The organism is Xanthobacter sp. YC-JY1, from assembly GCF_021730305.1.
In the GTDB taxonomy this organism is placed as follows: domain Bacteria; phylum Pseudomonadota; class Alphaproteobacteria; order Rhizobiales; family Xanthobacteraceae; genus Xanthobacter; species Xanthobacter flavus.
The window spans coordinates 4,413,933-4,435,858 of the sequence record NZ_CP032674.1; the positions used below are offsets into that span (position 1 = coordinate 4,413,933).

23 protein-coding genes are annotated in these 21,926 nt (G+C 67.4%); 5 read left to right on the forward strand and 18 right to left on the reverse strand.

Going from position 1 to position 21,926, the window contains the following annotated elements:
* Positions 1-114 precede the first annotated feature (114 nt).
* The 6 genes from D7006_RS20750 to argE form a co-directional block, all read right to left on the reverse strand.
* Positions 115-966 carry an SDR family NAD(P)-dependent oxidoreductase gene (locus tag D7006_RS20750; RefSeq protein WP_237354398.1) on the reverse strand — a complete coding sequence of 284 codons (852 nt, stop codon included), beginning with the start codon at positions 964-966 and terminating at the stop codon, positions 115-117.
* A gap of 27 nt (positions 967-993) precedes the next feature.
* Entirely contained in the window at positions 994-1,848 is an 855-nt protein-coding gene (locus D7006_RS20755; RefSeq protein ID WP_237356967.1) for a DMT family transporter, read from the reverse strand.
* A 19-nt stretch (positions 1,849-1,867) separates the two neighbouring features.
* Positions 1,868-2,272 carry a (deoxy)nucleoside triphosphate pyrophosphohydrolase gene (locus D7006_RS20760; RefSeq protein WP_237354399.1) on the reverse strand — a complete coding sequence of 135 codons (405 nt, stop codon included), beginning with the start codon at positions 2,270-2,272 and terminating at the stop codon, positions 1,868-1,870.
* Positions 2,269-3,510: a bifunctional glutamate N-acetyltransferase/amino-acid acetyltransferase ArgJ gene (gene argJ, locus D7006_RS20765; protein ID WP_237354400.1), complete on the reverse strand. Its 1,242-nt coding sequence runs from the start codon at positions 3,508-3,510 to the stop codon at positions 2,269-2,271. The genes D7006_RS20760 and argJ overlap by 4 nt, the downstream gene beginning before the upstream one ends.
* Before the next feature lie 123 nt (positions 3,511-3,633).
* Positions 3,634-4,065 (reverse strand): heme-binding protein, encoded by a 432-nt coding sequence (locus tag D7006_RS20770; RefSeq protein ID WP_169121613.1) that lies wholly within the window; start codon positions 4,063-4,065, stop codon positions 3,634-3,636.
* Between the two features lie 8 nt (positions 4,066-4,073).
* Positions 4,074-5,195 carry an acetylornithine deacetylase gene (gene argE / locus D7006_RS20775; protein WP_237354401.1) on the reverse strand — a complete coding sequence of 374 codons (1,122 nt, stop codon included), beginning with the start codon at positions 5,193-5,195 and terminating at the stop codon, positions 4,074-4,076.
* Positions 5,196-5,290: 95 nt separating this feature from the next.
* Here argE and D7006_RS20780 point away from each other — a divergent pair, with 95 nt between their 5' ends.
* Entirely contained in the window at positions 5,291-5,944 is a 654-nt protein-coding gene (locus tag D7006_RS20780; protein WP_237354402.1) for a DUF1028 domain-containing protein, read from the forward strand.
* A gap of 43 nt (positions 5,945-5,987) precedes the next feature.
* On the opposite strand, the gene D7006_RS20785 is transcribed toward D7006_RS20780, so the two are convergent.
* The 7 genes from D7006_RS20785 to D7006_RS20815 all read right to left on the reverse strand — a co-directional run bounded on the left by D7006_RS20785 (position 5,988) and on the right by D7006_RS20815 (position 12,672).
* Positions 5,988-7,145 (reverse strand): ABC transporter ATP-binding protein, encoded by a 1,158-nt coding sequence (locus D7006_RS20785; protein ID WP_237354403.1) that lies wholly within the window; start codon positions 7,143-7,145, stop codon positions 5,988-5,990.
* Positions 7,135-7,977, reverse strand: a complete 843-nt coding sequence (locus D7006_RS20790; RefSeq protein WP_169121617.1) for an ABC transporter permease — start codon at positions 7,975-7,977, stop codon at positions 7,135-7,137. The genes D7006_RS20785 and D7006_RS20790 overlap by 11 nt, the downstream gene beginning before the upstream one ends.
* Entirely contained in the window at positions 7,977-8,828 is an 852-nt protein-coding gene (locus D7006_RS20795; RefSeq protein WP_237354404.1) for an ABC transporter permease, read from the reverse strand. The genes D7006_RS20790 and D7006_RS20795 overlap by 1 nt, the downstream gene beginning before the upstream one ends.
* A 186-nt stretch (positions 8,829-9,014) precedes the next feature.
* A complete protein-coding gene (locus D7006_RS20800; RefSeq protein WP_169121619.1) occupies positions 9,015-10,046 on the reverse strand; it encodes a PotD/PotF family extracellular solute-binding protein in 1,032 nt (343 codons plus the stop codon).
* A 228-nt stretch (positions 10,047-10,274) separates the two neighbouring features.
* Positions 10,275-10,694 (reverse strand): RidA family protein, encoded by a 420-nt coding sequence (locus D7006_RS20805; RefSeq protein ID WP_237354405.1) that lies wholly within the window; start codon positions 10,692-10,694, stop codon positions 10,275-10,277.
* 11 nt (positions 10,695-10,705) lie between these two features.
* Positions 10,706-11,221: a flavin reductase family protein gene (locus tag D7006_RS20810; protein WP_237354406.1), complete on the reverse strand. Its 516-nt coding sequence runs from the start codon at positions 11,219-11,221 to the stop codon at positions 10,706-10,708.
* Positions 11,218-12,672 (reverse strand): 4-hydroxyphenylacetate 3-hydroxylase family protein, encoded by a 1,455-nt coding sequence (locus tag D7006_RS20815; protein ID WP_237354407.1) that lies wholly within the window; start codon positions 12,670-12,672, stop codon positions 11,218-11,220. The genes D7006_RS20810 and D7006_RS20815 overlap by 4 nt, the downstream gene beginning before the upstream one ends.
* A gap of 226 nt (positions 12,673-12,898) precedes the next feature.
* On the opposite strand from D7006_RS20815, the gene D7006_RS20820 reads away from it, so the two are divergent.
* Complete coding sequence (locus D7006_RS20820) at positions 12,899-13,837, forward strand: LysR family transcriptional regulator (protein WP_169121623.1); 939 nt, start codon at positions 12,899-12,901, stop codon at positions 13,835-13,837.
* A 6-nt stretch (positions 13,838-13,843) separates the two neighbouring features.
* Here the strand turns inward: D7006_RS20820 and D7006_RS20825 are convergent, their stop codons facing one another.
* Positions 13,844-14,332, reverse strand: coding sequence for a hypothetical protein (locus tag D7006_RS20825; RefSeq protein ID WP_169121624.1), 489 nt, complete (start codon positions 14,330-14,332; stop codon positions 13,844-13,846).
* Between the two features lie 165 nt (positions 14,333-14,497).
* Between D7006_RS20825 and D7006_RS20830 the strand changes: the two genes are divergently transcribed.
* Positions 14,498-14,932: a YciI family protein gene (locus D7006_RS20830; protein WP_237354408.1), complete on the forward strand. Its 435-nt coding sequence runs from the start codon at positions 14,498-14,500 to the stop codon at positions 14,930-14,932.
* On the opposite strand, the gene D7006_RS20835 is transcribed toward D7006_RS20830, so the two are convergent.
* Both D7006_RS20835 and D7006_RS20840 read right to left on the reverse strand, forming a co-directional pair.
* A complete protein-coding gene (locus D7006_RS20835; RefSeq protein ID WP_237354409.1) occupies positions 14,926-15,888 on the reverse strand; it encodes a glyoxylate/hydroxypyruvate reductase A in 963 nt (320 codons plus the stop codon). The genes D7006_RS20830 and D7006_RS20835 overlap by 7 nt on opposite strands.
* Positions 15,885-16,346, reverse strand: a complete 462-nt coding sequence (locus D7006_RS20840; RefSeq protein WP_237354410.1) for a type II 3-dehydroquinate dehydratase — start codon at positions 16,344-16,346, stop codon at positions 15,885-15,887. The genes D7006_RS20835 and D7006_RS20840 overlap by 4 nt, the downstream gene beginning before the upstream one ends.
* Positions 16,347-16,511: 165 nt before the next feature.
* On the opposite strand from D7006_RS20840, the gene D7006_RS20845 reads away from it, so the two are divergent.
* Complete coding sequence (locus D7006_RS20845) at positions 16,512-16,913, forward strand: response regulator (RefSeq protein WP_237354411.1); 402 nt, start codon at positions 16,512-16,514, stop codon at positions 16,911-16,913.
* A 24-nt stretch (positions 16,914-16,937) separates the two neighbouring features.
* Entirely contained in the window at positions 16,938-17,345 is a 408-nt protein-coding gene (locus D7006_RS20850) for a response regulator (protein WP_169121628.1), read from the forward strand.
* Positions 17,346-17,418: 73 nt separating this feature from the next.
* Here the strand turns inward: D7006_RS20850 and D7006_RS20855 are convergent, their stop codons facing one another.
* Positions 17,419-20,598 carry an efflux RND transporter permease subunit gene (locus tag D7006_RS20855; RefSeq protein WP_237354412.1) on the reverse strand — a complete coding sequence of 1,060 codons (3,180 nt, stop codon included), beginning with the start codon at positions 20,596-20,598 and terminating at the stop codon, positions 17,419-17,421.
* A 12-nt stretch (positions 20,599-20,610) separates the two neighbouring features.
* Entirely contained in the window at positions 20,611-21,837 is a 1,227-nt protein-coding gene (locus tag D7006_RS20860; RefSeq protein WP_237354413.1) for an efflux RND transporter periplasmic adaptor subunit, read from the reverse strand.
* Positions 21,838-21,926 lie beyond the last annotated feature (89 nt).

Genomic DNA, 21,926 nt, shown 5'->3' on the forward strand with positions numbered 1-21,926 from the left:
TTTACGCTGCGGCATCGCGCCGTTTTTCAGGCCGCCCTGAGGGCGGCGGCTCGGCGCGGAGTGCTAGGGCCTCGCCGGGCCGATGGCAAGGAGGAACACGCCTGCCCGCGGTAGTCAGGCCCCTTTCACGAAGGCCGCGAAGGCCTCCGCATAGTCCTTGTGCCAGCGCGACAACGGCGGGCGGTTCTCGATGATGTCGCCGGCCGCCCAGGCGATGCGCTTCTCGTCCAGCGCGCGGGGCACGTCATTGTCCGGGCAGAGGATGTAGAAATCACCGGCCTCCAGCTTCTCCAGCAGGAAGTCCACGGTCTGCGCAGCGGTCCAGGCCCCCGCCGGCTTCTCGGTCCGCCCTCCTGCCGCCAGCGGGGTGAAGACGAAGCCGGGAATGAACAGCCGCGCCGAGACCCGGCAGTCCGGCGTGTTGCGCAATTCGTGTTCCAGCGCCTCGGTAAACGCCTTCACCCCGGCCTTGGACACGTTGTAGGCCGGATCGCCCGGCGGGGTGGTGATGCCCTGCTTCGAGCCGGTGTTGACGATAAGGCCCGGCCGGCCCCGCGCGATCATCTTCGGCCCGAATGCCCGGCAGCCGTGGATGATGCCCATGAGGTTCACGCCCAGCACCTTTTCCCAATTGGCGAAGGGGCCGAAGATGGCGCTGCCCGGCTGCACGCCGGCATTGTTCATGAGGAGGTCGGTGCCGCCGAAGCGCCCGGCGACCATCTCCTCCAGCCGCTCCAGATCCTCGGGCCTGCTCACATCCGTAGCGACGGCGAGAACGTCGCCGGCCCCGCCCTGCGCCACGGCCGCCACCTGCATGGCGGCGGCATCGAGCTTTTCGCCCGGCAGGTCGGCGATGACCACCTTCAGCCCGCGGGCGGCGAGCTTTTCCGCCGCGGCAAGGCCGATGCCGGACGCGCCGCCGGTGATGACGGCGACAGCGCCGGAGGACAGCGCGGGATGGGTCATGGCGGGGCTCCGTTCAGGTTCGCGCGTTCAACGCCGGGTGGCGACGAAAGCTCCGCCGACGATGAGCGCGCAGGCCACCGCCAGAGAGAGGGACGGCGCTGAGAATCCGGTCGCAACCAGCAGCAGCGTGGAGAGCACCGGCGCCGCATAGGAGGCGACGCCCAGAAGGCGCACGTCGCCGCGCTTCATGCCAATGTCCCAGGTGTAGAAGGCGAGCCCCACCGGGCCGATGCCGAGCAGCGCCACCGCCGTCCACTCCCCCGCCGAGGCGGGCCACACCGTGTCCTCCCACGCGATGTGGCAGAGGGCAGCCAGCACCGCCGTAGCGAGGCAGAAGCCGGCCACCGCCTGCGTCGGCACATCAGCGAAATGGCGCGAGGCGACCGAATAGGACGACCAGATGAAGGCGCAGGCGAAAGCCGCGAGATAGCCGGGCAGGAAGCGCATCTCGATGCCGGAGAAGCCGCCTTTGCCCGCGAGCAGCACCACGGTGCCGGCAAAGCCCATAAACGCGCCGATCACATGCACCCGCCGCAGCCCGCCACCGGGCAGGAAGGCGGAGAGCAGCACGATCAGCAGCGGCCAGAGATAGGCGATGAGCCCCGCCTCGGCCGCCGGCGCCAGCTTCAGGGCGGTGAAATAGAGGAAGTGGTAGCCGAACAACCCGCCAACGCCGTGGAGATAGGCCAGCGGCCGCTGCCTGAGCACGCCGAGCCCCGGCCCGGCCAGCGCCGCGCCCAGCCCCACCGCCCCGCCGATGCCGAAGGTGAGCGCCGTGAGGAGGAAGGGCGGCACCTTTCCCGTCGCAGCCGTGAAGAAGGCGAGCGTCGCCCACAGCAGGATGGCGAGGAAGCCGATGCGGGTCGCCGTTACGGAAGACATGCCGGAAGACATGGGGCAGTCAGGGGCCGAGGAGGTCGATCAGCGCGGGAACCAGCGGTTCGTCGGCGGGCGGCATGGGAATGTCGCGCAGGCGCCCGGGCCGCAGCCATTGCAGGGCCTGATGCTCCTTCTTCTGGATCACGCCCTCCCAGCGGCGGCAGATCCAGAGCGGCATCAGGAGATGGAAGGTCTCGTAGGGATAGCTGGCGAAGGTGAGGGGCGCGAGGCACGCCTCCTTCACCGTGATCCCCAGCTCTTCCTGCAATTCGCGGATCAGCGTCTCCTCCGGCCGCTCGCCGGGCTCGACCTTGCCGCCGGGAAACTCCCAGAGGCCCGCCAGCGCCTTGCCCTCCGGCCGCTGCGCCACCAGCACGCGGCCGTCGCCGTCAATGAGGGCGCAAGCGGCGACAAGGGTGATCTTCACGAGCGATAATCCCCGTTGATCGCCACGTATTCCTTGGTGAGGTCGCAGGTAAGCACCCGGTCGGTGCCGCGCCCCAGGCCGAGGTCGACGGTGAGGTCGATCACGTCGTTCTTCATGTAGTCGGAGACGGCGGCCTCGTCATAGTCGGGGTCGCGGGCGCCCTCATGGGCGACGCGGATGTCGCCGAAGGAGATGGTAAGCAGGTCGCGGTCGGCGGGTTCGCCGGCCTTGCCCACCGCCATCACCACGCGGCCCCAGTTGGCGTCCTCGCCGGCCACGGCCGTCTTCACCAGCGGCGAGTTGGCGATGGACATGGCGATGCGCCGTGCCGACTTGTTGGAGACTGCCCCCGTCACGGTGATGCGCACCAGCTTGCGAGCGCCCTCACCGTCGCGGGCCACCTGCTCGGCGAGGTCGGCGAGCAGCTCGGTGAGCGCGCGCTTGAAGGCCTTCAGCGCGGGATCGTCGATGTTCTTCACCGTCTTGGCGCCACGCTCCTTGGCGGTGCCGGTGGCGAACAGGAGGAGCGTGTCGGAGGTGGAGGTGTCGCCGTCGATGGTGACGGCGTTGAAGGTGGTCTTCACGCCCTTGGAGAGCAGCTTCTGCAGCACGTCGGCGGCAATCGGCGCGTCGGTGAAGACGAAGGAGAGCATGGTCGCCATGTCGGGGGCGATCATGCCCGCGCCCTTGGCGATGCCGTTGATGGTCACCGGCACGTCGCCCAGCAGCACCGTGGCGGTGGCGAGCTTGGGGAAGGTGTCGGTGGTCATGATGGCGCGCGCGGCATCGAGCCACGGCCAATCGACCAATTGACCCGCGGCCTCCGTCAGCGCCGCCTCGAATTTGTTGGCGTCCAGCGGCTCGCCGATGACGCCGGTGGAGGCGAGGAACACTTCCGTAGGCTTGCAGCCGAATGCCTGGGCGGCGAGGTCGGCGGTCAGGCTGGTCGCCTCGCGGCCCTTCATGCCGGTGAAAGCGTTGGCATTGCCGGAATTCACCACCAGCGCCCGCGCCTTGCCCTTCTTCAGCAGCTCGCGGCACCATTCCACCGGAGCGGAAGGGCAAAGGGAGCGGGTGGTGACGCCCGCCACCGTCGTGCCCGGCTCGAACGCCATGGCCAGAACGTCGGTGCGGCCCTTGTATCGGATGCCCGCAGCCACCGTGGTGAAGGTGACGCCCGGCACAGGCTTGAGCTCGGGCACGGACTTCGGCGCGAGGGGAGACACGGTGGTCGACATGGGCAGTCCCCGTTGATGGCGCGCAACCTGTGCCGCAGCTTCAGCCGATAGGCAAGGGCGCTGGCGACCGCATCCGCAGCGGTGCCGGCAAAGAAGCCGGCACCGGCCGAGCCCTTCGCCGCCTCAGATCTGCGCGCCGAGGGCCGCAAGCGCCGCCTTGGCCACGTCCACGTCCTCGCTTCCCTTGCCGGACCCCACACCGATGCCGCCCACGCACACGCCATCGATGATGATGGGGAAGCCGCCTTCCAGATTGGTGAGCCGGCCACCCGCGGCGATGGCCAACTTCAGCTCCAGCGCCGGATCGAGCCGGCTCGTGGGCTGGCGGTGGGAGGCGGCGCTGATGGCCTTGGAGAGGGAGGTCTCCCGCGACAGCAGCTTCGCCCCGTCCATGCGCACGAAGGCGAGGAGGTTGCCCCCGTCATCCACGATGGAGATATTCTGGGGCACGCCCATCTCCTCCGCCCGCGCCACGGCGGCGGCGAGCGCGACCAAAGCGCCGGCATGGGTGAGCTTCGCGGCGGGACGGGTCAGCGGCTTCTGCTCGGTCATCATGGCTCCTTTCAGGGGGTGATCCAGTCGGCGGCGGGACGGCGCAGCAGTTCGGCGAGGCGGGCCAGCATGGCGTCGCATTGGGCCAGCTCATCCCGCCCCACCCATTCGTCAGCCTTGTGGGCGCGGGCGATGTCGCCGGGACCGCACACCAGAGTGGGAATACCGGCTTCGGAATAAAGCCCCGCCTCGGTGCCGAAGGCGATGGTGCCGGGCGGACCATTGTCCCCGCACAGGCGCGCGACCGCGGCGGCCTCGGCGCTGCCGGCCGCCGTGGCGAGGGCAGGATAGGAGGAGAGCTCCTCCACCACCAGATCCGCCTCCTCCGCCTCGGCCTTGAGGGCGGCGCGCGCCTCCGCCACCAGCGCCTCGATACGGCGCAGGATTGTGGGGGTGTCGGCGCCCGGGATGCTGCGCAACTCGAATTCCATCACCGCTTTGTCCGGCACCACGTTCAGCGCCCCGCCGCCATGCAGCGAGCCGATATGCAGCGTCGCATAGGGTGGATCAAAGGCCTGGTCCCACGCGCCGTGGCGCAAGTCGTCGGCAAGGTCGGCGAGGCGGGCGGCGAGACGCGCGAGTGCGGTCACCGCATTGGCCGCGCGGTGCGGCAGGGCGGAATGGCCCGTGCGGCCGGTGGCAGTGACACGCCAGCCGGTCTTGCCCTTGTGGGCGCGCTTCACCTTCATGCCCGTGGGCTCGCCGACGATGCACAGGAGCGGCGGCGCCGGAAGGGCGGCCAGCAGCGCCACGAGATCGCCCACGCCCTTGCAGCCGATCTCCTCGTCATAGGACAGCGCCACATGCACCGGCGTCTCCAGCGCAGCGGCGGCGAAGGCGGGCAGCGCAGCGAGCACGCAAGCCACGAAGCCCTTCATGTCGGAGGTGCCGCGCCCGTAGAGGCGATCTCCCCGCGCGGTCAGCGCGAAGGGATCGCTGGTCCAGGGCTGGCCCTCCACGGCCACCACGTCCGTATGGGCGGAGAGCACGACGCCCGGCCGCTCTTCGGGGCCGATGGAGAGGAGCAGAGCGGTGCGGTCCCTGGCCGCATTGGGCAGATGGCGCACGCGGGCGAACGGCGCGGCGATCTCGGCGATGCGCGCGACGATCTCGCCATTCTCCGTATCCGTCACCGAAGGAACGGAAGTGATTTTTTCAAGTATTTCTTCCGTCGATACTTGCATCTTCAGGCCGTCATATCTAGAAAATCACCGAAAAGGAGACGGGAATGACCTATTCCATCGCCGCCCGATGCCCCGATACGGGCGCCTTCGGCATCGCTATCACCTCGTCCAGCATCTGCGTCGCCAGCCGCTGCGCGTGGGTAAGCCCGCTCGGCCTCGTGACGACGCAGAACGTCACCGACCCGGCCCTCGGCCCGGCCGGCCTTGTTCTGCTGCGGCAGGGGCTCGGCGCCGGAGGCGTACTGTCCACGCTGCTCGCCGGCACGCCGGAGCCCGCCTTCCGGCAGGCAAGCGTCATCGACCGCTACGGGCAGGTGGCGTGGCATTCGGGGGCCGAGGCCCTGCCCATCGCGGCCGCGGCCGAAGGGCCCGGCTGCATCGCGCTTGGAAACCTGCTGGTGAACGACGGCGTCCCCAAGGCCATGCGCGATGCCTTCCTCGCCGGCGAGGGCCTGCCCCTGGCCGAGCGCCTCATGCGCGGGCTGGAGGCCGGATTGGCCGCCGGCGGCGAGACCGGGGACGAGCACGCGGCGGGCCTCCATGTGGCCCGCACCTATGATTGGCCAGTGGTGGACCTGCGCGTCGACTGGCACGAGGCCCCCATCGGCGCGCTGCGCAGCCTGTGGGATCGCTATGCCCTGGAGCAGCCGGCCTTCGAAAGCCGCGCGCGCAACCCCTCCTCCGCCCCGGCCTTCTGACGGCGAACCCGGCGCGCCGGACGAGAACCGGCGCGCCGCTGCGTCAGGAAACATCGGAAGCGAACGCCACCGCATCGGCAGGCGAGAAATCGAGCGAGACTCGGGTGCCCACGGGCCAGCGCGTGGAGGCACCATGCCCCGGCACGCGCACAGTGACTCGGCCACCGCGCGCGGCAGCGACATCCACCAGAACGTCCACGTGCGAGCCCTGATAGACGTGGGTCGCCACCGTGCCGGAGACCAGCCCCTCCCCTTCCGCGATGCGCACCGCATCGGGCCGAACGAACAGGTCCACGGCGGCGCCGGGGGCAATCCCCTCCAGCGTATCCGCGCTGACGCTGAGCCGCCCTTCGGCGATCAGCACGGTCGCGGTCTCGCCGATGCGCCGCTCCAGCCGCCCGGGCAGCACGTTCACATCGCCGACGAAGGACGCGACGAACGGGTCGAGCGGCCGGCGATAGATCTCGTCCGGCGTGCCCACCTGGCGGATGCGGCCCTGCGACATGACGGCGATGCGGTCCGACATGGACAGCGCCTCGCTCTGGTCGTGGGTGACGAAGATGGTGGTGACACCGAGCCGGCGCTGGATTTCCTTCAGCTCCACCTGCATGGCGCCGCGCAAATTCTTGTCGAGGGCGGAGAACGGCTCGTCCAGCAGCAGCACCTTGGGCCGGATCACCAGCGCACGGGCCAGCGCCACGCGCTGCTGCTGGCCGCCGGAAAGCTGGCGCGGCTTGCGCTCGCCGAATCCGTCGAGTTTCACCAGCGCCAGCGCCTCGGCGACGCGCGTGTCGATCTCGCGCTTCCCCACGCCGCGCATCCTGAGGCCATAGCCCACGTTCTTCGCCACGTTCATGTGCGGGAACAGGGCGTAGTTCTGGAAGACGACGCCGATCTCGCGATCATAGGGCGCGGTCTCGGTCATCAGCCGTCCGCCGACGAAGATCTCGCCGCCATCCGCCTCGAGAAACCCGGCGATGAGGTTGAGCAGCGTGGTCTTGCCGCAGCCGGAGGGTCCGAGCAGCGTCATGAACTCGCCATCGGCGATCTTCAGCCATGCCTCATGCAAGGCAGTGGCATCGCCGAAGCGCTTGGTGACGCCGTCGATCTGGACGCCGGCAACGCGCGCGGCAGCGTCCGCGGCGGGCGCGGAGACGGCGGGGGAGACGGGCTCCCGGGGATCGATGCGTTCAGCGGACATGCTCAACGTTCAGAACCTTTCCGAGGCCAAGGAAGGCGTTGGCGATGGTGAGAACCAGCGCCGTGACCACGATGTAGATGACGGACAGCGCCGCGAGCGTCGGATCGGCATATTCGCGGACGTAATTGTACATGGCCACCGGCAGCGTCTGCGTCGCCTGGGCGGTGACGAAGAGCGAGGCGGTGAACTCGTTGAAGGACAGGATGGCCGCGAACAGCCAGCCCGAGAACAGGCCGGGGATCAGCAAAGGCAGCGTCACGGTGAACAGCGCCCGTCCGGGCCGGGCCCCGAGGCTTGCGGCGGCGAGCTCCAGCCGGCTGTCGAGATTGCGCAGCGACACATAGACCGAGCGCATCACGAAGGGCAGCACCAGCACCACGTGGCAGACGATGACGAGGGCGAAGGTGCGCGTCGCGTGGATCTGCGCCGCGAGGATGAGGAAGCCGAGACCGATGGTGAAATGTGGGATCACCAGCGGCGACGTCAGCACCGCCTCAAGCGCCATCTTGCCCCGGAAGCTGTAGCGGTCGAGGGCGAAGGCGAAGCCAGCCCCCACCACCAGCGCGATGGACGAGGCGAAGGCGGTGATGATGAGGCCGTTGCGAAAGCCCTCGGAGAAGTCCCGGTAGGAGAAGGCCCGCGCGAACCAGCGCGTGGACCAGGCCTGCGGGGGGAAGGAGAGGATGGCGCGGTCGTTGAAGGCGGAGATTCCCACCACCACCGCCGGCAGGATGATGAAGGCCACCACCAGCCACACCGCGCTCCAGCCGGCGATGGCGAGAATCCGCTCACCGGCTTTGGCGGAGATGAGACGCTTGCGCGGAGCGGACATCAGTGGGCTCCGATCTTTTCCAGCGGCTTGATGGCCTGTTTCGCCATGGCGAGCACCGCGAAGGTGAGCGCGAGGCCGGTGACGGAGAGGGCCGCCGCGAAGGGGAAATTGAAGGACGCGAAGCCGAGCTGGTAGACCAGCGTCGAGATCATGCTCACCTTGCCGCCGCCGATCATCTGCGGCGTGGCGAAGGCGGAAAACGTCCAGGCGAAGGCGGTGGAGACGCCCGCCACCACGCCGGGCATGGAGAGCGGCAGAGTCACCGTGAGAAAGGCCTTCACCGGCCCTGCGCCGAGGGAGGTCGCCGCCTTCTCGTAGTCGCGATCGATGTGCGAGAGCGCGGCCGAGAGCATGATGACCATCACCGGCAGCGTCACATGGACGAGGGCGGTGACCACGCCGAAGGTCGTGAACATCATCTGTATCGGCCGGTCGATGAGCCCCAGGCCCTTCAGCACCGAATTGATGAAGCCGGTATTGCCCAGCACGATGATCCAGGAATAGGTGCGCACCACCTCGCCGAGGAAGAGGGGCGTGACGGCGGTAATCAGCAGGAAGGATTTCAGCGTCACGTTCCGCGTCCGCACCAGCGCGTAGGCGAGCGGATAGGCCACCACCAAAGTGATGAGCGCGGTGAGCAGGCAGATCCACACGGTCTGGATGAACACCTGTGCATAGAGCGGGCGCAGCAGCGCGAAGAAATTGTCCAGCGTCAGCCCGCCGGGATTGAGCGAGCCCGGCACGTAGGCGCGGAAGGCATATTGCAGGATCGCCGCGAGCGCCGCCGCGGAGGCGATGGCTGCCAGCGTCGCGGGGGCGACGAACAGGGCGAGGAAGGGGCGCTTGTTCACAGCTCTCGCTCTTGGTTTGCGGTCCGGATCGAGACCGGTCGAAACGGGAGGCTAGGCGCCGGCGGAGGCAGGGAAGATGACAGGGGACCCATCTTCCCTGCCCGCCGCGCTACGGAGCCGCTTCCGGGTCAGGGCAGTCTAACGGAAGCGGTTATCCGCCTCACCCATCGATCACTCGCCGATCACTCACTTGGCGATCATGTTTTCCGAGAACCACTTGCGCCACTCGGCGGTCTTCTCCGCGCGGAGCTTGTGGTCGATGATGATGGTCTCCTTGTCCCACTGCTCGGCAGTGGTGAAGACGCCGGGAAGCTTCGCGGTTTCCGGGCTCACCTTGGCGCCGAGCACGGTGGGCGAGCCCTTCTTCAGCTCAGCGATCTTGCCCTGCACCTCGGGATCGAGCGCGGTGTTGATGAACTTCTCCGCCAGCTCGCGGTTCTTGGAACCCTTCATGATGGCCATGGTGTCGATGCCCAGCACGCCGCCTTCCTTCGGGATGACGAGCTTGATCGGGACGCCCTGCGCGATCATGTAGTAGGCATTCATGGACAGCATGATCTGCACCGGCGTCTCGCCGGTGGCGATGAGCTGCTGCGAGTTCGCGTCGTTGGTGTAGAAGGCCTTGAAATTGGGCTTCAGCGCCAGGAGCTTCTGCTCGCCCTTCTGCCAGTCCGCCGGCGAGCCGCCCGCCAGCAGGGCCGAGACCGCGATGATGTGGCTGGGGTCGAAATCAGGCGCCGCCAGCATCCCCTTCAGCTCGGGATTCCACAGGTCTGCCCAGGAGGAGAAATTGATGTTCTTGGGCGTCAGGTCCGGCCGGTAGCCGATGGTGTAGACATAGGCCCAGGCACCGATGTGATAGGGGCTCACCTTGGCCTGCGGCACCAGCTTCGACGCATTCGGCATCTTCGAGAGGTCGAGGGTCTCGAACAGGTCGTCATTGGCGTAGAGCCAGCCCACATGGGCGGTGGTGAAGGTGATGTCGCTCTCCGGCGAACCCTTGGCGAGCTTCGCCTTGTTCAGCCGATCAATGGTGCCGCCGGTGATGTATTCCACCTCGACGCCGGTATCCTTGGTGAACTTCGAGGCGATGGCCTCCGCGATGAGGTCGCGGAAGCTGCCGCCCCACGTGCTCACCACCAGTTTTTCCGCCGCGCTCGCCGGGCCCGCCACGAAGGCGGCCAGCGCGAGCCCGAGGGCAACGATCTTGCCGTTCATCCGTCTCTCCTCTGGATCCGCCTTCTGGCGGTTTATTTTCGTGTGACCGCGAAGGTCGCCGATACGTAAATCTACGTAATTCGGATGACGATGGAAGCAAAAAATGCCTCCACAAGCCGATTTTTATTTTGAAAATCAATATTTTGTCGGGGCAACGCAAATATTCCCCGCGCCAGTTGTGGCGCAAGGAAAATGGAACGCGGCGGCGTCGCAACGCGTAGCGGCGCCTCAGGCGCGCTCGGTCGGGATCTCGGCGATGATGTCGATTTCCATCAGATATTCGGGCTTTGCGAGGCCCTGCACGATGATGCCGGTGGAGACCGGGAAGACGCCCTTCAGCCACTGGCCCACCACGCGATAGACCGGTTCGCGATAGGCCCGATCGGTGATGTAGATGACGATCTTGACGATGTCCTCAAGCTTCGCGCCGGCTTCTTCCAGCAGCACCTTGGCGCAGGCCATGGCGTTCTCGGTCTGCGCCGCGGCGTCGCCGACACCGACGATGTTGCCGTCGAGGTCCATGGCCGTCTGGCCACGCAGATAGACGGTGTTGCCGGCGCGCACCGCCATGCACACGTCATTGTCGAGCTTCTGCTCTGGATAGGCGTCCTTCGTGTTGAAGGGGCGGATGCGGGTATGGGTCGGCACGGTTCTGGGCCTCATGCAGCGGTCAGGCGCCGGTAGGCGCGGTTGGCATAGAGCAGCGGCTCGGCCTCATCCTCGAGGCCGTGGACGGCGGTCACGGCACCAACGACGATGCGGTGGGTGCCGTAGGCGTGATGGGTGGCGAGGCGGCAGTCGAAGCTCATGAGCGCGCCGTCGAGCACCGGCGCGCCGCTCTGCGCGGCCCGCCAGTCTGCGCAGGCGAACTTGTCATCGCGAAACTGCGGCACCTGCCCGGCGAAGGTGTCGGAGACGTGCGACTGGTGGTGCGCCAGCACATTGGCGACGAACACGCCGTTGGCCTCGATCACCTTCAGCGCATTGCTCTGCTCGTGGATGCAGAGGATGACCGAAGGCGGCTCCATGCACAGCGACGCCAGCGAGGAGACCGTGAGCCCCGCCCGCCCCGCAGGGCCGTCGGTGGCAATCACCGCTACACCCGACGCCATGCGGCGCATGGCTTCGCGGAACAGGCCCGCATCCACCGGCGAGATTTCGGCAGCCGCGCTCATTTCAGCGATCCCATGACATTGTCCGAAAGACCCGCGGTCTTGCGCACGAAGTCGAGGGGGCCGGAGAAATCGAAGCTCTTGTAGACCGCCGCGAGGTGGTTGAAGTGCGGGGCCTGCGCGAACTGCACGAAGGCGAGGCGGTGGCCGGCATAGTCGGAGGATACAAGATCACGGGCGAAGGCGAGCAGCTTGCGCCGGTCCTCGGACTCCCAATTGTCGTTGAGCGTGTAGAACTTCTTCAGCCACTCGGCCGTGCCCTCGGCCTCGAAGGCGGCGACGTTGGGCGTCACGCAGATCTGCCCGCCGATCAGCTCGCGGGTGGCATGCATCATGGTCGGCAGCTGCGAGCAGGCGAGCACGCGGCCGGCATAGAGGATGGACTGGTTGGGCATCAGCAGGCCCGCCGGGCTCTTCTCCGCCAGCGCGATGGAGGCGGTGAGGTGGGCGTTGATGCCCTCCCGGTACACAGCGAGATCCGCCAGCTTCTCCTGCACCGACTGCAGCTTGTCGAGGCCGGTCTGCTTGGCGTTCCAAAGCGCCGCGCCGATCATCATGTCGGCGACATAGAGGAGGCGCAGCACGTAAGGATAGGCCGAGTAGCGGTGCAGCGTGCCGCGCACGAACTGGGCCGCCTTGGTGTAGCGATAGAAGAAGACGTCTTCCCAGGGGATCAGCACGTCGTCGAACACCACCAGCGTATCCACCTCGTCATAGCGGTTGGCGAGGGGATAGTCTTTCGGGTTGCTGCGGCCGGCGAAGGAGGAGCGGCAGATGTGCTTCACGCCCGGCGCCCCCATCTTCACGATGCAGCCCAGCGCGTAGTCGCTTTCCTTCTCGTCCGTCCAGGCGCCCACGGTGGGCTTCAGATAGGCCTGGTCGGCATAGGCAGCGGCGGTCTCGTACTTGGCGCCGCGGATGATGATGCCGGCGTCCGTCTCCTTGGTGACATGCACCATCATGTCCGGGTCGCGCTCGGAGATGTGGCGGGAGCGGTCGCCCTTGGGATCGGTGTTGGCAGAGACGTGGAAGGGGTCTTCCTCCACCACGCGGCGGATGTGGTTGTCGATGTTGGCGGCGAAGCGTGGATCGATCGCCGCCAGCATGTCGCGGCCGTCCTGCAGCGACCACATCTCGCCGATGGTCTCGTCGCCGACGCGGGTGACGACGCCGCCCACGTCCTTCAGCAGGATATCGACGCCCTTGCGCTTGGCGTCCCAGTGCGCGGTCTCGGTGGGCGGCTGGTGGAAGACGGAATGCACCGCATTCTCCTCCACATAGGTCAGCGCCGGAGCGGTCGCCTCCTCGTGGTGGAGGTCGTACATGCGGGCCTTGATGTCGACGATGGGCTTGAAGGCGGGATGGGTGGTGACGTCAGCCACGCGCTCGCCGTCGATCCAGATCTCGCGGCCGTCGCGCAGGCCTTCCTTGTACGCGGCACCGGTCCTGATCATCACGCCTGCTCCCGAATTGGTCATGCCCACGATTGGAGCAAGAGTGGGCGAGGCCGCGGGATCGATAAAATATTTTATCTTTGGCGAAAAGATTGGCTTTTCTGATCCAGATCAATGCGCGACACTGGCGGCTCACCGGAGCCCCGCCTGTGACCAAGCCGAACCCTCCCGGCGATCCCCCGCGCCCGCGCCTTTGCTACGCCCCCGCCTGCAGGGGACGGGCGACATGAACGTGTCGCTCAGGGCGCTCAAATATGTCGTGGCGGCCGCGGACCTCGGCAACGTCACGGAAGCCGCGCGCCAGCTCAACGTCTCCCAGCCATCGATTTCCGCCGCCATCGCCCAGACCGAGGCGGAGCTGCGCATCCCGCTGTTCATCCGCCATCATGCGCGCGGCATTTCGCTGACGCCCGCCGGCCAGCGTTATGTGAACGAGGCCCGGCATCTCCTCGCCCACGCGCGCGATTTCGCCCAGAGCGCACAGGCGCTGGGCGACACGCTGAGGGGCGAGATTTCGCTCGGCTGCTTCCTCACCATCGCGCCGCGCTTCATGCCCGCTTTGCTGGCGCGTTTCGCGGAGGTGCAGCCCGGCATCACGGTGAAGCTGGAGGAAGGCGACCAGAAGGAGATCTTCGACGGCATCCTCTCCGGCCGGTTGGAGATCGCTGTGTCCTATGGCTATGCGGTGCCGGAGGATTTCTCCGGCGAACTCCTCATCGACCTGCCGCCGCTCCTCGTGCTCGCCGCCGATCATCCCTTGGCGCGCAAGCCCGTGGTCTCGCTGCGGGACGTGGCCGACGAGCCCTTCCTGCTCTACGATCTGCCCCACACGCGCGACTATTTCTTCTCGCTGTTCGAGTCCTGCGGAATCACCCCGCGCATCGCGTATCGCTCACGCTCCTACGAGCTGATCCGCGGCCTCGTCGGCCAGAAGCGCGGCTACACGCTGCACAATGCCTCGCCGCGCACCACCATGGCCTATGACGGCAGCCGGGTGGCCGTGCGGCCGCTGAAGGAGCAGCTGGCGCCGGTGCGCGTCATGCGCCTGTCGCTGCGCCGGCAGCCCATGCGGCCGGCGGTGGAGGTGTTCGCCCGCTTCCTCGCCGACGCCTTCTCGCCCGGCGGCATGTTCGCGCCGGGCTCGATCGCGCCAGATATGGACTAGGCCGCCTCAGCCGCCGATCTTCTTGCCGGCGGTCCAGCAATCCTGCACCGCGCCGATGGCCTGGCCGGCATCGGTCATGTCCCAGTCGAAGGACTTGCCGGCGATCTTGAGCGAGACGCGGCCGCCCTGACGCAGGGCATTGAGCACGTCATCCGTGATGAACACGCGCTCGCGCACGCCGGGCTGGCTGGCGACCAGCTCCACCGGCTGCGACGCCTTGCCGATCTCCAGCGATCCGGAGACCTTGCTGCCCGGCTTGAGGCTGAGGTCCGGGAAGGCGATGGCCCACTTGCCGTTCGGATAATAGAGCAGGCCGACAATGCCGCCGGACGTCTTGGTGACGCCCCGGCACAGGAAGAACTTGCCGTCGTCCAGCACGGTCTCGACCTTCCACTGGCCGAACGCGCGGAACTGGGTATTGGTCTGCTTGCCCGCCTCGGCTGCCCCCGCGGCCATGACCGCCGCCGCCACGATCGCGATTCCCCAGAAACGCATGTCATTCCCCTGCATCTGCCCGCCACGCCCAACCGGCACGCCGGAGTCCGGCCGCAGCCAGACCCTGTGCAATTCACCCGCTAAATTTGCCCGCATCGTGTCGGGGGCGGCGTTCGTCCACCGTCCTTATAGCATCGAGCCGATCCGCCTCAGAGGGAGAGCGACATGCGCGTGATGGTGATCGTGAAGGCGACCGCGGACAGTGAAGCCGGGCTGATGCCCTCCCCCGAACGGCTGGAAGCCATGGGCCGGTTCAACGAGGAGTTGGCCAAGGCCGGCATCATGCGTGACGGCGCCGGGCTCAAGCCCTCCAAGCTGGGCAAGCGCATCGGCTTCGACGGGGCCTCCCGCATGGTCATGGACGGGCCCTTCGCCGAGACCAAGGAGCTGATCGCCGGCTACTGGCTCTGGGAGGTGAAGGACATGGAGGAGGCGGTCGCCTGGGTGAAGCGCTGCCCCAACCCCATGCCCGGCCCGAGCGAGATCGAGCTCCGCCCCCTCTACGAGATGGAGGATTTCGGCGATGCCGCCACCGAGCAATCGCTGGCGCCGCACGAACGGGCGCGGGAGATTCTCGCGGGACGCGACGGGGCTCAGTAGCCCCGCGCCGGGTCCACCCGGTTCTGTACCTCTTCGCCCTCCTCCACCCTGCGGATGTTCTCCGCGATCTGGGCGGAGGCGCTGGCGGGGATGGCGATGGAGGCGAGGTGCGGCGTCACCAGCACGTTCTCCATGCCCCAGAGCGGGCTCTCAGGGGGCAACGGCTCCACCTCGAACACGTCGAGGGTCGCCTCGGAAATGGCGCCGGAGCGCAGCGCCGCGATCAGCGCTGCCTCGTCCACCACCGGCCCGCGGGCGACGTTGATGAACTTCGCCCCCTTCGGCAGCAAAGCGAGGCGCCCGGCGTCGAGGAGATGGCGCGTCTCGCCGGTGAGCGGAAGCATGACCACGAGGATGTCCGCCTCGGCGAGAAAGCCCGGCAGCGTGCCGGAACCGTTAAAGGTCTTCACGCCTTCAAGCTGCTTCGGCGAGCGGGACCAGCCGCGCACGTCGAACCCATGGCGTACCAGCTCCAAAGCGGCCGTAGAGCCGAGTTCTCCCAGCCCGAGCACGCCGACGCGGATCTCCCCCGCCGTGCGCGGATGCACATAGTGCCAGCGCCCCTCCCGCTGCGCCCGCTCGAAGGTCGGAATTTCGCGGGCATGGCGCAGCACGCAGAACAGGACGAAGGACGCCATCATCTGCGACATGTTCGGATCGGAGAGGCGGGTGATGGGCACGTCGGGAAGGTCATCCCGGGCCACCAGCGCATCGACGCCGGCGCCGAGATTGATGACCAGCCCGAGATTGGGAAAGCGCGCGAAGAACCCCTGCGGCGGCTTCCAGACGAGAGCATAGCGCACATCCGCGGGATCGCCGTCCACGGCACCGGTCGCGACGTCGGCGATCCGCACATCGAGGCCGGGCATCGCCGCCTGAAGCGCGGCCTTCCACTCCACGGCGTCGTCGAAGGCGCTGTAGAACACCAACGCCCCGCGCGAATCCCGTCCCGTCACTTGCCACCCTCCGCCCTGCGCTCGCCGGCGAGCTTCGCCGCGGCGCCGATAGCAAGCTCGTAGCCCAGCGCGCCGAGCCCTGCCACCACGCCGGTGGCGGCCTTCGACACGAAGGAATGGTGCCGGAAGGGTTCGCGCTTCCAGATGTTGCTCATGTGGGTCTCGATGATCGGCCCGTCGAAGGCGAGCAGGGCATCGAGAATGGCGATGGACGTATAGGTGAGGCCGGCGGCGTTGATGACGATGGCATCCGCCTTCAGCCGCGCCTCCTGGATCCAGTCCACGATCTCGCCCTCGTGGTTGGACTGGCGGAAGTCCAGCGACACGCCGAGCCCGGCCGCATAAGCGAGACAGCGCTCGCGGATGGCCGGGAAGCTCTCGCGCCCGTACGTGCCGGAGGGATCGAGGCCGTAGAGGTTGGCGTTGGGTCCGTTGAGAAAGAAGATCGTCAGGGCCAAGGGGGTCGTCCTGCTGCGAGAGGAGGCCGCAAACGTCGCGCCGGAAGGGGCATCCTGCCAATCGGAAGATGAAATGAGCCGGATCGGCTTTTTTGATCGACCGTATTGGGGAACCGAAGCGCGGCCGCCGCGTTTTCAAGCTGCACCTTGGAGTGGGCAACAAAAATGACACTTGGGGAAGCCCAGCCGATGGCGGAGCCGGTATCTCTCACCGTGCTGCTGGTCGAGGACGACGCGCTCGTGCGCATGGTGACGGCCTCGGAGTTGCGTTCCGCCGGACTGCTGGTGATCGAGGCCGTGTCGGCCGAGGAGGCGCATGAGGCCATCATCGCCGGCCTGCATGTGGATGTGGTGTTCTCCGACGTGCACACCGAGGGCGCGCTGGACGGCTACCAGTTCGCCCTGCTGCTCAAGGCCGAGCGACCGCATCTGCCGGTGATCCTCACCTCGGGCCAGTTCGACCGTTCGGTTGCGGCCGTGGTCGCGCCGTTCCTCGCCAAGCCCTACCGGGTGGAGAGCGTGCTGCAGATCATCCAGGCCCAGCTTCAGGGGAGAGCCGGTTCCTAATCGCTGATCGAGGAAAGGCGACTGATGAACGACAACCGTCCCAGCGAACTCCCGCCCGTCGTGCTCGTGGTCGAGTCCGACATTCTCGTGCGCCACGTGATCGCGGAATATCTGCGCACCTGCGGCTACGAGGTGCTGGAAGCGGCGACGGGCGCCGAGGCCGAGATCATCCTTGAGGTGGAAGCCGAGCGGGTCGAGGTGGTGCTGGCCGATGCATCCGCCACCGGCGACCGCGAGGGCTTCGCCCTGTCCCAGTGGCTGCGGGAGGCGCACCCGAAGATCGACGTGATCCTCGCCGGCTCCACCGCCATGGCGGCCGCCCACGCCACCAATCTGTGCGAAGACGGACCGGGGGTCGACAAGCCCTACCAGCCCCAGCAGATCGTCAACCGCATCAAGTGGCTGAAGTCGCGGCGCGACAAGGGGCGGTGATCCATCCAGCCACGGCGCTGAAACGAAAACGGGCGGCCCAGGGCCGCCCGTTCGCGTTTGAGGCCTGTTGTCCTCACTCCGCCGGAGCGGGGTGGGACGGAGGCGGCACGGCCGCCTCCTTGCGGCGGCCGATGGACCCGATCCACTGGGCAAAGACGTAGAACACCGGGGTGAACACGAGGCCGAACAACGTCACGCCGATCATGCCCGAGAACACCGCCGTGCCCAGCGCCTGCCGCAGCTCCGCGCCCGCGCCGGTGGCCCACACCAGCGGCACAACGCCGAGGATGAAGGCGAGCGAGGTCATGATGATCGGGCGCAGACGCAGCCGCGCCGCCTCCACCGCGGCCTCGCGCCGGCCGTGCCCCTGATCCTGCAATTGCTTGGCGAATTCCACGATGAGGATCGCGTTCTTCGCCGCAAGGCCGATGAGCACGATGAATCCCACCTGGGTCAGGATGTTGTTGTCCTGCCCCCTCAGGATCACGCCGATCAGCGCCGCGACGAGGCACATGGGCACGATGAGGATGACCGCCAACGGCAGTGTCAGGCTCTCATACTGCGCCGCCAGCACCAGGAAGACGAACACCACGCCCAGCGCGAAGGCGAAGATGGCCGTGTTGCCCGCGCGCTGCTGCTGGTAGGCGAGCGCCGTCCATTCATAGGAGAAACCCTGCGGCAGCACCTTGGCCGCCAGCTCCTGCATGATCTGGATGGCCTGGCCCTGCGAGTAGCCGGGGGCCGGGGAGCCGTCGAGCTCGGCGGTGGGATAGAGGTTGTAGCGCGGCACCCGGTAGGGACCGGAAATGTCGCGCACGGTGGTGAAGGAGCCGAGCGGCACGGTCTGCCCGTTGGCCGAGCGCACCCGGATCGAGAGCACGTCCTTGGGGTCGAGGCGGAACGGCGCGTCGGCCTGCGCCTGCACCCGGAAGGTGCGGCCGAACAGGTTGAAATCGTTGACGTAGGACGAGCCGATATAGGTCTGCAACGCCGAGAACACGTCGGCGACGTTGACCTGGAGCAGCTGCGCCTTCTGCCGGTCGATGTCGAGGAAGAGCTGGGGCGTCGAGGTCTCGAACAAGGAGTAGACCTGCATCAGCCCCGGCGTCTGCGCCGCCGCGCCCATCATGGCGTAGGTGGCGTTGCGCAGAGCGAGGAGGCCCGCGCCGGAGCGGTCCTCCAGCATCATGCGGAAGCCGCCGGCATTGCCGATGCCCTGCACGGGCGGCGGCTGAACCACGATCATCTGCGCTTCCTGGATGGACGCCACCTTGCCGAACAGCACCTTCTGGATGGCGGCCGCCGTCTGGTCGGGATGCCCCGCGCGCGAGGTGAACGGATCAAGGATCACGAACATGGCGCCGGCGTTCGGGGCATTGGTGAAGGTGGCGCCCGAGAAGCCGGCGATGTTGACGATGTGGCCGACGCCGGGCGTGCCCAGCACGAGGTTGCCGGCGCGCTTCATCACGTCTTCCGTGCGCTGCATGGAGGCGCCCGGCGGCAACTGCGCGACGACGATGAGGTAGCCGCGATCCTGCTGCGGGATGAAGCCCTGCGGCGTTGTGGCGAACAGCCAGCCGCCGAAGCCGACGATGCCGGCGTAGACGATGAGCACGAGGGCGACGAACCGCACGAGGCGGGCCGACATCCAGGCATAGCCGTTGCCGACCTTCTCGAAGCCCCGGTTGAACAGGCCGAAGAAGCCGACGATGGGCCGGGCGTACCACGCCGGCTTCTCGTGCTTCGACCGGTGCGGCTTCAAGAGCAGCGCGCACATGGCCGGCGAGAGGGTCAGCGACACGAGGAGCGAGATCAGCGTCGAGCCGGCGATGGTCAGAGCGAACTGCCGATAGAACTCGCCGGAGATGCCGGTAATGAAGGCGGTGGGCACGAACACCGACGACAGCACGAGCGAGATGGCGACCAGCGCCCCGCCCACCTCGTCCATGGTCTTGTAGGCGGCATCGCGCGGGGAGAGCCCCGCCTCGATGTTGCGCTCCACGTTCTCGACCACGACGATGGCGTCGTCCACCACGATGCCGATGGCCAGCACCAGGCCGAACAGCGACAGGTTGTTCAGCGAGAAGCCGAACAGCGCCATGACGAAGAAGGTGCCGATGAGCGAGATCGGGATGGCGAGGATGGGGATGATCGCCGCCCGCCATGTCTGCAGGAACAGGATCACCACCAGCACCACCAGCACGATGGCCTCGCCGATGGTGTGCACCACGGCGTCGACCGACTGCTGGATGAACTCGGTCGGGTTGTAATAGATCGCGTACTTCAGGCCGGCCGGGAAACCCTTGCCGATGCGGGCCATCTCCGCCACCACGGCATTGCCGGTGGCGAGCGCGTTCGAGCCCGGCCGCTGGAAGATGCCGAGATTGATGGAGATGTCCTTGTCGAGGAACGACGTGGACGCATAGTCCTGCGCCGCGATCTCGACCCGGCCCACATCTTTGAGCCGCACCAGCGCCTGATCGGTCTGCTTGATGACGATGTCGGCGAACGCCTGGGGGTCGGAGAGCCGGCCGAGGGTGCGCACGGCGATCTGGAACGCCCGCTGGTTGGGCACCGGCGGCTGGTTCAGGATGCCCGAGGCCACCTGCACGTTCTGCGCCTTCAGCGCCTGCACCACGTCGGTGGTGGTGAGGTTCAGCGCGGAGAGCCGGTCCGGATCGAGCCAGACCTGCATCGCATATTCGCGCGAGCCGAACACCGTGATGGAGCCGACGCCGTCGATGCGCGACAGCACGTCCTTCACCTCGATATTGGCGAAGTTCGAGATGAACAGCGGATCGCGCGAACCGTCCGGCGAATAGAGGCTGACCACCAGGAGGAGGTCGGGCGAGGCCTTTGCCGTCACCACGCCCACCTGCTGCACCTCGGCCGGCAGGCGCGGGGCGGCGATGGCGACGCGGTTCTGCACCTGCACCTGGGCGATGTCGAGATTGGTGCCGATGTCGAAGGTGACGGAGATGGAGAAGCGACCGTCCGCCGTCGAGTTCGACGACAGGTAGATCATCTTCTCGACGCCGTTGATCTGCTGCTCGATGGGCGCGACCACCGTCTCGGCGACGATCTCGGCCGAGGCGCCGGGATACTGGCCGGTCACCGTGATGACGGGCGGGGCGATGTCCGGATACTGGGCCACCGGCAGGCGCAGATAGGAGACCGCGCCGAGGATGATGACCACCACCGACACCACCGAGGCGAAGATGGGACGGTCAATGAAGAAGTGGGAGAAGCGCATGATGCCGCCTCCTCACTTGGAGGCGGCGGAGGAGGAACCGGCAGGCGCGCCCGGCGCCCCCGCGGCCGGCGCGGCGCCGGCGACCTGCGGCGTCACGGTCACGCCGGGCCGCACGCGCATCAGGCCGTTCACCACCACCTTGTCGTCGGGGCCAAGGCCCTCACGGATCACCCGCATGTCACCCTGCAGCGGGCCGAGGGTCACGAACTTCTGGCTGACCTTGTTGTCGGGGCCGACCACGTAGACGAACTTCTTCACCTGCTCGGTGCCGATGGCCACATCCGGCACCACCAGCGCCTGATAGGGGTCGGAGGACTGGAGCCGGATGCGGGCGAACATGCCCGGGCGGAACAGGCCGGTCTTGTTGTCGAAGATGGCACGCCCGCGGATGGTGCCGGTCTCCCGGTCGACCACGTTGTTGAGGAAGTCGAGCTTGCCCTTGTGGACGAAGTCCTTGTCATCGATGAGCTTCAGCGCGACCGGGTCACCCTTGAAGTCGGTGCCGCCCTTGCGGCGGGTGAGGCGCAGCAGCGAGGCCTCGTCGATGGTGAATTCGAAGCGGATCGGGTCGGTGGAGACGATCACGGCCAGAAGCGTGGGCGTGCCGCCCGTGCCGCCGGTGACGTAGTTGCCGACCGACACCCGACGGTCGCCGATCTGCCCGGACACCGGCGCCTTCACCTCGGTGAAGCCGAGGTCGAGCTGGGCGGAGCGGACCTGCGCTTCTTGCGACTGCACGATGGCGGCGGCGGTGCGCTCGGCCTGGGTGCGCTGATCGAAGGCCTGCTTGGAGATGGCGTTGGAGGTCTTGTCCTCCAGCAGCGTACGGGCGCGCTCAAGGTCCGCCTTGGTGAAGTCGAGATTGGCTTTGGCCTGGGCGAGATTGGCCTGGGCCTGATCCACCGCGATCTTGAACGGGCGCTGGTCGATGGTGAAGAGCACGTCGCCCTCCTTCACCAACTGGCCGTCGACGAAATCGATCTTGTCCAGATAGCCGGAGACGCGGGCACGCACGTTCACTTCGTCGATGGCGACGAAGCGGCCGACATATTCGTCGGTGTCGGTGACGTTCGCGGAGGTCGGGGTCGCCACCGTCACCTGGGGCGGCGGGGGGGCACCCTGCTGCTGCGCAGTGGGCTGGCCGCAGCCGGCAAGCGCCAGCGCGAGTGCGAGCACCGGAACGGCCGCAGCGGCGGAAGCGAAATGGCTGGCAACGGAAAGACGCGGGGCAGGCGACATGGGCATCCGGCTCCTCGACGGACGGGTGTCCGCGCATGATCTTTTTCGGAGAAGGTTCGGCACCTCCCGCAACCGATGAGCCGAGACCG